The organism is Deltaproteobacteria bacterium (assembly GCA_016219225.1).
GTDB lineage: Bacteria > Desulfobacterota > RBG-13-43-22 > RBG-13-43-22 > RBG-13-43-22 > RBG-13-43-22.
On record JACRBX010000287.1, the window covers coordinates 25,043 to 37,727 of the forward strand.

At 50.2% G+C, this 12,685-nt stretch carries 11 protein-coding genes, 1 tRNA gene and 1 other RNA gene; 3 read left to right on the forward strand and 10 right to left on the reverse strand.

Annotation, left to right across the window (positions count from 1 at the left end):
* Nucleotides 1-46: 46 nt before the first annotated feature.
* On the reverse strand, nt 47-1,669 hold the full coding sequence (locus HY879_23620) for a B12-binding domain-containing radical SAM protein (protein MBI5606335.1): 1,623 nt from the start codon (nt 1,667-1,669) through the stop codon (nt 47-49).
* 80 nt (nt 1,670-1,749) lie between these two features.
* Here HY879_23620 and HY879_23625 point away from each other — a divergent pair, with 80 nt between their 5' ends.
* The 3 genes from HY879_23625 to HY879_23635 all read left to right on the forward strand — a co-directional run bounded on the left by HY879_23625 (nt 1,750) and on the right by HY879_23635 (nt 5,203).
* Nucleotides 1,750-2,040, forward strand: a complete 291-nt coding sequence (locus tag HY879_23625; GenBank protein ID MBI5606336.1) for a hypothetical protein — start codon at nt 1,750-1,752, stop codon at nt 2,038-2,040.
* 213 nt (nt 2,041-2,253) lie between these two features.
* Nucleotides 2,254-3,450 (forward strand): NAD(P)/FAD-dependent oxidoreductase, encoded by a 1,197-nt coding sequence (locus tag HY879_23630; protein ID MBI5606337.1) that lies wholly within the window; start codon nt 2,254-2,256, stop codon nt 3,448-3,450.
* 667 nt (nt 3,451-4,117) lie between these two features.
* Entirely contained in the window at nt 4,118-5,203 is a 1,086-nt protein-coding gene (locus tag HY879_23635) for a PAS domain S-box protein (protein ID MBI5606338.1), read from the forward strand.
* 170 nt (nt 5,204-5,373) lie between these two features.
* Here the strand turns inward: HY879_23635 and HY879_23640 are convergent, their stop codons facing one another.
* The 9 genes from HY879_23640 to rpoD all read right to left on the reverse strand — a co-directional run.
* Nucleotides 5,374-6,852, reverse strand: a complete 1,479-nt coding sequence (locus HY879_23640; GenBank protein ID MBI5606339.1) for a cysteine--tRNA ligase — start codon at nt 6,850-6,852, stop codon at nt 5,374-5,376.
* A gap of 253 nt (nt 6,853-7,105) precedes the next feature.
* A complete protein-coding gene (locus HY879_23645) occupies nt 7,106-7,594 on the reverse strand; it encodes a 2-C-methyl-D-erythritol 2,4-cyclodiphosphate synthase (protein ID MBI5606340.1) in 489 nt (162 codons plus the stop codon).
* The gene (gene ispD, locus HY879_23650) at nt 7,591-8,283 is read right to left on the reverse strand and encodes a 2-C-methyl-D-erythritol 4-phosphate cytidylyltransferase (GenBank protein ID MBI5606341.1); all 693 of its coding nucleotides are present in this window, start codon (nt 8,281-8,283) and stop codon (nt 7,591-7,593) included. Before ispD ends, HY879_23645 begins: the two co-directional genes overlap by 4 nt.
* 129 nt (nt 8,284-8,412) lie before the next feature.
* Nucleotides 8,413-8,926: RNase P RNA component class A (rnpB, locus tag HY879_23655), an RNA gene on the reverse strand.
* A 77-nt stretch (nt 8,927-9,003) separates the two neighbouring features.
* Complete coding sequence (locus tag HY879_23660) at nt 9,004-9,456, reverse strand: ribonuclease HI family protein (GenBank protein ID MBI5606342.1); 453 nt, start codon at nt 9,454-9,456, stop codon at nt 9,004-9,006.
* Nucleotides 9,457-9,460: 4 nt separating this feature from the next.
* The gene (locus HY879_23665; protein ID MBI5606343.1) at nt 9,461-10,186 is read right to left on the reverse strand and encodes a hypothetical protein; all 726 of its coding nucleotides are present in this window, start codon (nt 10,184-10,186) and stop codon (nt 9,461-9,463) included.
* 66 nt (nt 10,187-10,252) lie between these two features.
* Complete coding sequence (locus HY879_23670; GenBank protein MBI5606344.1) at nt 10,253-11,371, reverse strand: Nif3-like dinuclear metal center hexameric protein; 1,119 nt, start codon at nt 11,369-11,371, stop codon at nt 10,253-10,255.
* 132 nt (nt 11,372-11,503) lie between these two features.
* Nucleotides 11,504-11,579 (reverse strand) — tRNA-Ile (locus HY879_23675).
* A gap of 106 nt (nt 11,580-11,685) precedes the next feature.
* On the reverse strand, nt 11,686-12,685 hold a 1,000-nt coding region (rpoD, locus tag HY879_23680; GenBank protein ID MBI5606345.1), incomplete at its 5' end, for an RNA polymerase sigma factor RpoD.

The window sequence follows — 12,685 nt, forward strand, 5'->3', positions numbered from 1 at the left end:
TGGGATATAAGGTATTTCCCTTATTTTGCCTTTGGAAATACTGTATTTAACTCGTTTTAATAATTCTCCCCTCCTGGGTTTTGATATGATCCAATCGGGACCAGAGGTCGGAAAAGAGACCTGCTCTAAAGCGGGGCAGATCTCGATACCCTTCTTTGACGGCGGCATAGAGTCGACCTTCGGCTAAAAGCCTTTCGAAAATCTCGGCCCCCAGGGCCGACCTCCTTCCCCCCTTCCGGGCAATCCCCAGGGCTGTTTTAAGATTTATCGTGGGGTCGTGAAACCGCAGCCCCTTAAAAAAATTGATCATCCTGGTGGCGGCAAAAAGGGTATAAATATCTTCTCGTTTGAAATTATCGGTTTCAATGGCCATGGCCGTGAGACAGGATTTAAGGACATCGGACTCGGTCGGTTCCGGAAACTTTTGAGCGATGGGGGTTCCGGGGGTTAAATAAAAAGGGGAGGCACCTAAAAGGACCGGGAGCTGGGAATTGACCCGCAAGGTCCGGATCATGGAGTTGAGTGATTCACCGGGCAGACCTAATATCTGATAAGAGACAATCTTAAACCCTAAGCGGAAAGCCTCATGGACCACCGCCAGATAGTGTTTCATCCCCCGGGGTCGAAGGGCTTCTCTCCGGATCACGGGACTGGAACTGACCAGAGAAAGATTCAGATGGGTAAAACCAGCCTCTTTCATCAAAATCAACAATTCCGAATTCAGGCTCTGATAAGAGATGCCGTTCATGGCCAGCAGTTCGATTTTCCCCGGCGGAAAGGCCCGGCCTAATTTTTCACAGAGGATTTTTATCTCTCCCTGGTCAAAAGTCAGATTGTCGTCTTCAAAATCAAAGACCCGGTATCCCTCCTGATAACGAAGCCTGATTTCTTCAAAAACATCCCTTACCGATCGCCTTCGGTAGCCGGGAAAGGTGGTGTGTACCGAGCAAAAGGAACACTGATGCGGACAGCCCCGGGAGGTCATGATAAAGCACATGGGGCGCTTTTCATAGGTATAGGTTTCCGGGGCCAAATCGGAAAGATCCGGAATGGGAAGTTCCTCGATGGGAAAAGGGACGCCAGGGGGATTCAGGAATAGACGGCCGTCTTTTTTGTATCCGAGCCCCTGAACCCCTTCCAACCCCTGGCCTGAGGACCAGGCCTTGATCAATTCCATCAGAGGCCTTTCCCCCTCTCCCCGGATCACCCAATCGACGGCCGGATGGCGGAGCATCAACTCGGGCAGGGCCGAGCAATGGGAACCGCCGAGAACAATCGGGCATTCTAATTCCTTCTTGATGGTATCGGCGCATTTCAGCACCTCCCGGAAATAAGGAGAAAAAAGCGAAGAAATCCCCACCAGGTCGGGTTTTTCCTGAGCCACTTCCCGGGCAATGGTTTCAAGAGAGGCCCCGAAATGATAATAGTGGTGAAACAATGAAAAAGGGCTTTGGTCCGGCCAGGGGTAATAGTCTTTCAGATAAGCCAACTCTTTGGGCAGGGCGATGGTCCGTCGGCCCCAGCCTTGATGAAAATCTTTGATCACCACTTCCCATTCCGGCAGGTGCTTTTTCATCGCCCCCTTTAAATAAGCTAATCCGATGGGCTGAAGCCTAATGGCCGTATCATAGAAATCCTGGACGGGCGGCTGGATCAGGACGAGTTTCATGGCGGTTCTTTCTTGTATTGTTATCTGGAAATGATTATACTATAGACAAAAATTGAATCATTAATAAAAGAGATGGTTTTATGGAAAAAATTCAGATAATCACTTCTGAACCCCAAAAAGTGCTTCCGGTTCTTCAAGATGCTATCGAACGACAGAAACGTATCCTTTCACAAAGTCTTTTTCAGACGGAGGAAAGGATTCAACAATTAGCTCATCAACTCCAGGTCAATCCTGATCTCCTTATGGCGGGGGAAGTGCCTCATCCTGAAAATCAGGATATGGATTTGCTTGAACTTGAAGGGGAATTGGAGATATCCCATCATCTGCGTGAGCAAATAAAGAACCTTGAAGATTTAACCATATGTCTCTAACAGGTTACCTGACCGACTTACAATCTCTCTTAGCAGAAGCCCCTTTTCTCCTCTCCACTTCACTTCATTACGAAGAACGTCCTCCCGTTGCCGGTTTGGTTAAAGGGACTCTGTTTTTTGCCGATGGATCTCAACTTAATTTCAAGGATGAGGATTGTGTAATATAATACTTTCAATAAAATTTTTCCGATCCGTCAATTGAGGAGGTGACTCATGAACTACATCATTATCGGCAACGGGGTTGCCGGCACCACCGCAGCAGAGACCATCAGAAAAACCGACCCGGCAGGAGAAATCAAAATATTTAGCGATGAAGCCTTTCCTTTTTACAGCCGCATACGGTTGATGGAATACCTGGCCGGCGAACTGGAGATGCCGAAACTCCAGATCCGTTCCAACGCCTGGTATGATGCCCAGAAGATCCAACTTCTTCTGAATACCAAAATTAAGGAAATCGATAAAGACCGGAAAGAAGTGGTCACCCGGTCAGGAGAACGGTACGCCTATGATAAACTTTTACTGGCCACCGGCGGTTATTCCTTTGTACCGCCTATTAAAGGGGCCGAAAAGCCTGGGGTATTCACCTTGCGCAGTCTCAAGGATGCCCGGGCCATACAGACCTTTGCCGCCGGCAAGACCAATGCCTTATTGATAGGCGGCGGGCTCTTGGGTCTGGAAGTGGGCAACAGCCTTCGAAAGACCGGTTTGAAGGTAACGGTTGCCGAATTCTTCCCCCGTCTTCTTCCACGGCAGACCGATCCGGCCTGTGCGGCCCTGCTTCAAGGCCGCTTGGAGCAGATGGGATTTCATTTTTATCTGGGTGTTGTTTCCAAGGAAATCACCGGCGATGACCATGCCCAGGGGCTCCTTCTGGAGGATGGCCGGTCCATTGAGACCAATCTGATTATTATATCGGCCGGGGTCAGGCCCAATCTGGAACTAGGACAAAATTTAGGTTTGAAGATCGGCAAGGCCATCCCGGTTTCGGACCGGATGGAAACGGAGATCCCGGATATCTATGCCGCCGGTGACGGCATCGAACATAAAGGGATGGTGTACGGCATCTGGCCGGCTTCGGAAAAGCAGGGCCAGGTGGCCGGTCTGAATATGGCCGGGGGGACGGCTGAGTATACCGGAACCACCCCTTCCAATCAGCTCAAGGTGGCCGGGATCGATTTATTAGCCGCCGGCGACATCGATCCCGAAGGGAAGCTTTTGGCCTTTGTCGATCAGAATCAGGCGGCCGGGACCTATCGAAAACTGGTTCTTAAAGATAATCAACTGGTGGGCAGTCTGCTTTTCGGCACCCTGGAAGGACGGAAAAAAATCTTAAAGGCCCTGGAAGAAAAAAAGGACCTCTCGGCCATCAAGGACCAATTGGCCCGGTTCGATCTGGAGGCTTTGGGGTAAATTATAAAAATCATTTATGGCTCAAAGCTGAAGGCTCAAAGGAAGCGCTTATAGTTTGATATGTGAAAGCCAGAAGTTACCTTTAGGGGTGCAACGGGGGTTTTCTCCTCAGATTCAGTGACGTGGAGGTCGACCATTGCATAGCCGATACAGGGAAATGTTCGAAACAAGATGGTCCGCCCTGGAAAAAAGGCTGTTGCCCGCGTATGTGTGGACCAGCGACCCCTTGACCTTCTGGCGAGAGCGTATTCTCTTTCTCATCTGTTTCACCGCCGCCGTATTCGGCCCTATCGCTCTGATCCCTTCCCTTCTGCTGGCCTATAGAGAAGGACTCTGGAGTGTCCTCCTGATCGATTCCGCAGCCTATATGGCCGCCGTAACCATTCTGATTGCCCGTAATTCGTCTTTGGTGTTGCGAGCACTGGCTTTCTGTTCCATTCTCTTTACCCTCGGCATCTGCATCCTCTTTATTCTGGGGCCAGTCGGGGCCGGTTATATCTGGCTATTCGGCGCCTCGGTTCTGATCAGTACCTTCATCGGCCTCGGCGCTGCGATCTGGACATTAGTCTTGAATACGATTGCCCTTTTGTCGGTGGGGATTTTCATCGCTTATGGCAACCCGGAATGGATCTTACACGTGGTCAACCCACTGGAGAAATGGGTGGTCATGTCGGCCAATTTTCTCCTCCTCAATGCCCTTGTCACCATTACCACGGCCTTTTTACTGAACGGCCTGAAAAAATCCCTCCTCATAGAGCAGAGGATCAGCAATCGTCTGCGGGAAAGCGAGGAATTGTTCAGGAGTTACTTGGAGTATGCCCCGGATGGCGTCTACATGAGCGATCTGGAAAGCAACTTCCTTTACGGCAACCGCAAGTGCGAAGAGATCATCGGTTACAGGAGAGAGGATCTGGTCGGTAAAAACTTCCTGGAGTTGAACATCTTGTCGAAAGAAAGCCTGAACAAAGCCGCCCAGTTGCTCCAGGCCAATATCGAGGGCAAGCCCACCGGCCCGGATGAGATTGAACTGATCAGCAGAGAAGGGCGACTTATACCTGTTGAGATTAATACCAATGTAGTTCAACGGAGTGGTCAAAGGATTGTCATCGCTTCTATTCGTGATGTTACCGAGCGCAAACAAGCTTCGATGGAACTCCAGATAAGTTTGGAAAAACTCCGAAAAGCCTTGGGCGGGATTATCCAGGCCATGGCCCTGACCGTAGAGAGCAGAGATCCCTATACCGCCGGCCACCAGCGGCGGGTAGCCGACTTGGCCAGATCCATCGCCCATGAAATGGGGTTTCCCGAGGACCAGATGGATGGCCTGCGCATGGCCGGTATTATTCACGATTTGGGAAAAATCGCCGTCCCGGCCGAAATCCTGAGTAAACCTACTCAATTAAGTAAGCTTGAATTTGGTTTGATCAAGGTCCACCCACAGATCAGTCATGACATCCTGAAAGACATTGACTTCCCCTGGCCGGTAGCTGAAATCGTTCTTCAGCACCATGAAAGGATGGACGGCTCCGGGTATCCACAAGGCCTGATGGGATCGAATATTCTTTTAGAAGCCCGTATCCTGGCTGTAGCCGATGTGGTTGAGGCCATCGCCTCGCACCGTCCTTACCGGCCGGCCCTGGGAATAGATGAGGCACTGGAAGAAATCTCGCAGAACCAAGGAATCCTTTATGACCGGGAGGTGGTCGATATCTGCTTGAGACTTTTTAAGGAGAAGGGGTATAATTTTAATTAATCAGAGGCTTTTCTGTGTCCCACACTGCCGGAGGGGATCATGGGGAGGATATCGGGGAGGGATTGCACTTCATTCCGCACACTCAACCGGAACTTCCATTTTTCCTCAAAGAGTCCCCGAACAGGATCGAGTGTGGATAGATTTCAGCCTCACGCCTATCGCCGGCATTATTATTCCTCGATCTGCCAGACCGTTCCCTGAGAAGTATCTTTCAAAAGAACGTGCATTTCCGTTAACTGGTTTCGCAGGGCATCGGCCCGGGCCCAATCTTTTTCCTTACGGGCCTGGTTGCGTTGGGCGATCAATTCTTCGATCTCCTCCGCGGACAGGCCCATCTTTTTAAGGAGACGGGTCCGTTCCTGTTCCAAGAATTCCTGGGGAGGCTGGGCCAGGATCCCTAAGATTTGTCCGTATTGTTTGAAAAGTCCGGAAGCCTTCTGAAAGGGACCAAGCAAGCCTTTTATTTCTTTCGGGCGGATGGTATCCATCACCCGATTCAACTGCCTGGCTAACTCATACATATGTCCAATGGCCTGGGCGGTGTTGAAATCATCTTCCAGGGCTTCTTGAAAATGGGCCCCGAAATTAGTGATGGCTTCTTCCGTTTCCTGCACCCGTTCCGGGGTCAGGGATTCATTGCCTCTCATCTGAAGACGATTTTCCGGGTTTTCCAAATCCCTCAACAGGGCATAAAAGCGGTGAAGGCCCATCTGGGCTTCCTGCATGGCCTGGTCCGAATAATCCAGCGGAGAACGATAATGGCGGGAGAGTAAAAGCAGACGGATCCCCTCCGGATGGTACCGCCCGGCCATTTCCTTAATGGTCAAAAAGTTTCCCAGAGACTTGGACATCTTTTCCCCGTCAATGGTGACAAAGCCGTTGTGCACCCAATACCGGGCCAGAGGCTTCAAGGTAACCGCCATAGACTGGGCCAGCTCATTCTCGTGATGGGGGAAGATCAAATCCTTTCCGCCCCCATGAATATCAAAGGTCTCCCCTAAGTAACGGGAGCTCATGGCCGAACATTCGATATGCCAGCCCGGCCGGCCCGGTCCCCAGGGGCTGTCCCAGACCGGGTCTCCGGGCTTGCCTTTTTTCCAGAGGGCAAAGTCCATAGGATGCCGTTTTCGGGGATCGACCTCGATTCTGGCCCCGGCCTGCATCTCTTCCAAAGTCCTGTTGGAAAGGGCCCCATAGGCCGAAAACTTCTCCACGGCGAAAAAGACATCCCCGTCTATTTCATAAGCTGTGCCCTGTTCGATGAGTTTCTGAACCAATCGGATGATCTCCGGGATATGCCGGGTTGCCCTGGGCTCCCAATCAGGAACCAAAACCCCCAGGGCCTTCATGTCGTCTCCAAATTCCTGGATATATTTTTCGGCCAGTGTTTTAGGCTCTACACCCTGTTGCTCGGCCCGGGCGATGATCTTGTCATCGATATCGGTAAAGTTGCGCACATAAGTAACCTGAAAGCCTTTAAACCGCAGGGTTCGAACCAGGGCGTCAAAAACAATCATGGACCGGGCATGCCCGATATGACAACTGTCATAAACCGTCACGCCGCAGACATAGATTCCCACCTGTGGCGGGTTCAGGGGGACAAAAGGTTCTTTCTGTTTGGTTTGGGAATTATAGATTCGAAGGGACATAATTCAAAACGCTCCAAGATCAAAAATTGATGTTCTCGTAAAAACTCGTCATTCCCGACTCCGTCCCGTTGGGGTCCTACGCCCCGGAGGGCGAAGGCGGGAATCCAGGCTATATGTAACTAATTAAAAACACTGAATTCCCGTCCCCGATTAAGACATTCGAGGACAAGCTTTCACGGGAATAACGTAAATCGGCGCTTTTGGACTTATTACGAACGCATCAAAATTCGATTATTTTAATGTTTTTGAAATCTTACTCTTCTTTAGATATAAGGGCCACCGCATAAGCGGCGATGCCTTCCTGCCGCCCGGCAAAACCCAACCCTTCCGTTGTCGTGGCCTTAATATTGATCCGTTCGGCAGAAAGGTTTAATACCTTGGAGAGAACGGTCTGCATCTCCTGAATATAAGGGGCCAGTTTGGGGGCCTGGGCCACTACCGTGGCATCTACATTTTCGATGCCTAAACCCTGTTGGTGGAGCAGGGAAATAATGGTCTCAAGAAGCCGGAGGCTGGAGATTCCCTTATATCGGGGATCGGTATCGGGGAAGTGCCGGCCCAGATCCCCGAGACCCGCGGCCCCTAAGAGGGCATCCCCCAGGGCATGACATAATACATCGGCATCCGAGTGCCCGGCCAATCCCTGGTGATAGGCAATCTTAACCCCGCCCAATATCAAGGGTCTTCCCGGGACCAAACAATGGACATCATATCCCTGGCCTACGCGGAAAGCCGGCCTCATTTACCTTTTTTTTCTCTTAAAAAATTCTCGGCCATGGACAAATCCTCAGGGGTGGTAATCTTGATGTTACTGTAATCGCCTTCGACCATGGTGATCGGGTGTCCCAAGCGTTCTACCAGGAATGAATCGTCGGTACCCCAAATATCCTCTTGTTGGGCCTTTTGAAAGGCCTTCATCAGTAAGGGGAACTGGAAAGATTGCGGGGTCTGGGCCAGCCAGATTTCCTCCCGGGGCAGGGTCTGAACTTTCTTCCCTTTGGTTATCCTCTTGACCGTATCCCTGGCCGGAACGCCCACCACGGCTGCCCCGTGTTTTTGGGCCTCTTCGATGCTTTTCTCGATCAATCGACAGGCTATGAGAGGACGAACCCCGTCATGGACCACTACAATAGAACATTCGGAACGAATGGCCCGAAGACCGTTCCAAACCGACTGTTGACGCATCTTTCCGCCCCGGACCAATTTAAGGACCTTATTAAATTGATATTTTTCAACAATATCTTTCTGAACCCTATCTAACTGATCCTGGGGAACAATGACATAAATCCCATCGACGGCCGGGCACTCTTCAAAGACCTGGAGGGTTTGGGCCAAAATCGGTTTCCCCCCCAAAGAAAGGTATTGTTTGGGAATCGAAGATTCCATGCGCTGGCCTTTTCCGGCCGCAGTGATCAGGGCAATGGTTTTCAACTGATTCCTTAATACAAAAATAACGTTGCCCCCTCCCTGCCCTCCCTATCGAGGGGGAGGGCAGGGAAGGAAGGAGCGTTTATGATTTTTACTCCGAACTCCGAATTCCGAATTCCGAAATAAGGAAGGTGTGGAAGTGGATTATAAGCCGAGTTCTGTTTTTTCCGCTTAAGGCGGAAAACAATGATCATTCATCTAAGGATCGGGATTGCTCCCAACCTCAAGCGACCAACCCGAGGGTCTTGGGCGGGCCACCCGTATCACCCTCCTATTTGGTCTTGCTCCGGATGGGGTTTACCAAGCTACCCCGGTCACCCGGGATACTGGTGGGCTCTTACCCCGCCATTTCACCCTTACCTCTTCCAAGTGCGGATTTCGGAATGCGGATTTCGGAGTAAAATCTTGAGAGATTCAACTCGTCACCCGCCACCTAATTCGGAGTTCAGAGTTCGGAGTGCGGAGTAAAACCCCTAAAGATTTTACTCATCACTCTTCACTCATCACTCATCACTTGATAAGGGGCGGTATCTTTTCTGTGGCACTTTCCTTCTCGTCACCGAGACTGGGCGTTACCCAGCATCCTGCCCTGTGGAGCTCGGACTTTCCTCCCGCCTGATCGGCGAGCGATCATTTAATCCACTTCCACACAACATCAAAAAAGTTCGGAGTTCGGAGTGATGAGTTCGGAGTGAAAACACACATCTCCGAACTCCGAACTAATTACTCCGAACTAAAAAGGTCACTTTTTTTCTTTCTAATAGCCTCATTGGCCATAGCATCGGCTTCCCGATTCTTCTCCCTGGGAATATGAATTATATCATACTTTAAAAATTTCATCAAAAGGTCTTGAACCTGATGGAAATAAACGGCCATCCTTGGATTCCTGACATGGTAGAGACCGGTTAATTGCCTTACCAGAAGTTCCGAATCCATATGAATCCGGATCTTCTGGACCCCGATGGACAAAGCATTTTTCAGACCCAGAAGCAAGGCCTGATATTCGGCCTCGTTATTGGTCGCCTCCCCCAAGTATTGGAAATCTTTGACCACTACCGAATCCCGGTCGTTTATCAGTATCCAGCCGGCCCCGGCCGGCCCTGGATTTCCCTTGGAAGCCCCGTCGGAAAAAAGTTGCCAGGGTTTCGGACTGGTTTTATCCTTTTGGGTCAGCAAAACATCACTCCTCTTTGCTTTGGGCCGGTATGGATAGATAAAGGATTCGAAGGCAACTGGGACAGGTAATAATGCGATCCTGGCGATGCAATTCATTATATAACTGCGGGGGGATATGGATATGACAGGTCAGACAGGCGCCCTCTTTAACTTCCGCTACAGCCGTCCCCTTTAACCGATCCCTTAAAAATTCATATTGCTTCAATAAACCCGGCTCCATCAGGGCACTCATTTCTTTTCTTTTACGATTCAATTTCAACAGGTCTTCTTCCAATTCATGCCCTTCTTTTTCCAGTTCTTTTTTCTTGAACTCCCCTTTGGCTATTTGAGCTTCGACATCCCCTTTCAAAACCCCTTCTTTTTTAATCCCTTCTTCCAATCTTTCCAGGAAGTCCAGGAGGAGGTCTTCCTTTCCGGATTTTCCTTTTTTTAATTCATCAACCTCGGTGAGCATGGCCCGATATTCTTTGTTGGTCTTGACTTCCATCAATTTGACCTGGCTTTTCTTAATCTTCTGCTCTAACTCTTCGACCTCCCGCTCCAGACCTTTTCGTTGCTTTTTTATCTCATTTATTTCCTGTTTAAAGGCCTGAAAGATCTCCTGGATCTTTTGTGTTTCCTGGTCGATCTGTTCTCTCTTTCTTGGATTTTCCTGAGCATTTACAAGGGCCTGTTCTATAGATTTGTCCAATTGTTGCAGTTGAATTAAAAAGTTTAATTGTTCTTGCATAGGTTCTCCAAAAGGATAAAAATTGGTTCAAGAAAAAAGCTCAATATTCGAATTTTCGTATTCAGCCTAAAAAAATTGAAAATAGGGATCTCCCGGTTGCCGGTCCTCAAAAACTTCAACCCCCCATCCCAAACTTTGCCCTGCTTCCCTAATGATATCCGTTAGAATCGGGAGGATCCACTTTTCAGATGGGTAATGACCGATTTCAATCAGCGTCAGTCCCTGTCCTTCATTAGAGACCACCGGATGATAGCCGATCTCCCCGCAAATTAAAATTTCCGCTCCGGCGGATACTGCATCAGGAATCATCCGGCCACCGGATCCCCCGCAGACCCCAATTCTTCGTACCAGACCGGGAAGCGGCCCGCTGACCCGTACCGAGGGGGCCTCCACGTCTTGTTTCAGGCGATGGATAAGGAGGTCTCCAGGGATTGGTGGATCAAAATCCCCCACCCGGCCTAACCCCACTGCAGTGGATGGATTTTCAACCGGATAAACATCAAAGGCCATTTCTTCGTAGGGATGGACGGCCCGAATTTTTTCCAGTACTTCAAAAACCGACCCCCTTGGTGCCAAGAATTCCAAACGCCATTCGGAAACACGCTCTATACGGCCTATGTCCCCCAGAAAAGGCCGGCTGCCCATTTCCGGGACAAAAGTCCCCTCTCCCCGGGATTTAAAGGTACATAACCGGTAATGGCCGATCCGGGCGGCCTTCGAGGTATCCAAAACCCTGGTTATCTTTTCTTCATACCCGAGGGGGACAAAAACAACCAGTTTGACCTGGTCTTCCAAACGTTTTTCCAGGGGAAGAAAATCGGTCAATCCCAAACGATGGGCCAGGGCGGTGCTGACCCCTTCGGGAGCGGCATCCAGATTGGTATGGGCTACCAGCAAGGAAAGATCGGCCTTGATCATTTGGACCGCCGTCCGTCCGGGTTCATGATGATTTTCCAGGGATGTTATGGGGTTAAAAAAAAGGGGATGATGGCAAATCATAAGCTGGAGGTTATTCCGGACGGCCCAGGAAACCGACCGGGGTGTAGCTTCGAGAGAAACCCCGAGGCGCTCTACCCGTCGCTCAGGATCCCCCAATTGGAGACCGATACGGTCCCATTCTTCGGCCCAACCCGGAGGAAATCTGGACTCCAGCCAGCCTTGGATTTCCTTAACGATTACCGCCATCTCTCAAATAAAAAAGGGTGCAGACCCGTGGGAATGCACCCTTTCTTTACCTCCAGACGCTGGGGGTTTGATGGTTACAAACTTTTTAACACCCATAAACACAAAGCATAGGTTCTGCCTGGACATTTGATCTGGTGGGCCCACCTGGCCTCGAACCAGGGACCTTCCGGTTATGAGCCGGTGGCTCTTCCAACTGAGCTATGGGCCCGTACCTTTTTGTGTATTTAAAAAATAAAACTATATTGAATTTAAGGACGGATGTCAACCCTGAACAACAAAATTCTCGCCAAAGATTTTTCTGTCCCGTATACAGACTACTCCACAAAAGACTTGAGCCGTTTACTGCGGCTGGGGTGGCGTAATTTCCGCAAAGCCTTGGCCTCGATCTGACGGATCCGCTCCCGGGTGACATCAAAATCGCGTCCCACTTCTTCGAGGGTATGGTCGGCCCTTTCCCCGATGCCGAAACGCATGCGCAGCACCTTTTCTTCCCGTGGGGTCAAAGTGGATAAAACCTTCTGGGTCTGCTCCGATAAATTCAACCGGATTACCGCCTCGGAGGGGGACAAAATCTTTTTATCCTCGATAAAATCTCGAAGATGACTGTCCTCTTCCTCCCCGATAGGGGTCTCCAGGGAAATGGGTTCTTTGGCGATCTTTAAGACCTTCCGGACCTTGTCCAAAGGAAATTCCATGCGTTCGGCGATTTCCTCCGGGGTAGGTTCCCTTCCCAGTTCCTGAACCAGATAACGGGCCGTTCGTATTAATTTATTGATGGTTTCGATCATATGGACCGGAATCCGGATCGTCCGGGCCTGATCGGCAATGGCCCGGGTTATGGCCTGCCGAACCCACCAGGTTGCATAGGTACTGAACTTATAACCCCTTTGATACTCGAATTTATCAACGGCCTTCATCAACCCGATATTCCCTTCCTGAATTAAATCCAGGAACTGAAGACCCCTGTTGGTATATTTCTTGGCGATACTGACCACCAGCCGCAAATTGGCCTCGATTAATTCCGCTTTGGCGTCCCGGGCCTTGGTTTCACCATCCTCAACCTGTTTTAAAATCCTCTTGAGAGACTTGGAAGTCATCCTGGATTCCTGTTCCACCCTTCGGATCTTCCGCTCCCCATTTCGGATCTTTTTGTCGACCTCTAACAAGTCTTCTTTTTGAAAACCGGTCTGGCGGATCAGCGCCCTGGCCAGACCATCTGTTTTTAACTTGCGAAGGGCTTTTTTGAGTTCCGGCAAAGCCACACAGGTCTTCTCTACACACTCTTCAGTTTCCCTTTCCCCTTTTTCGATCCGC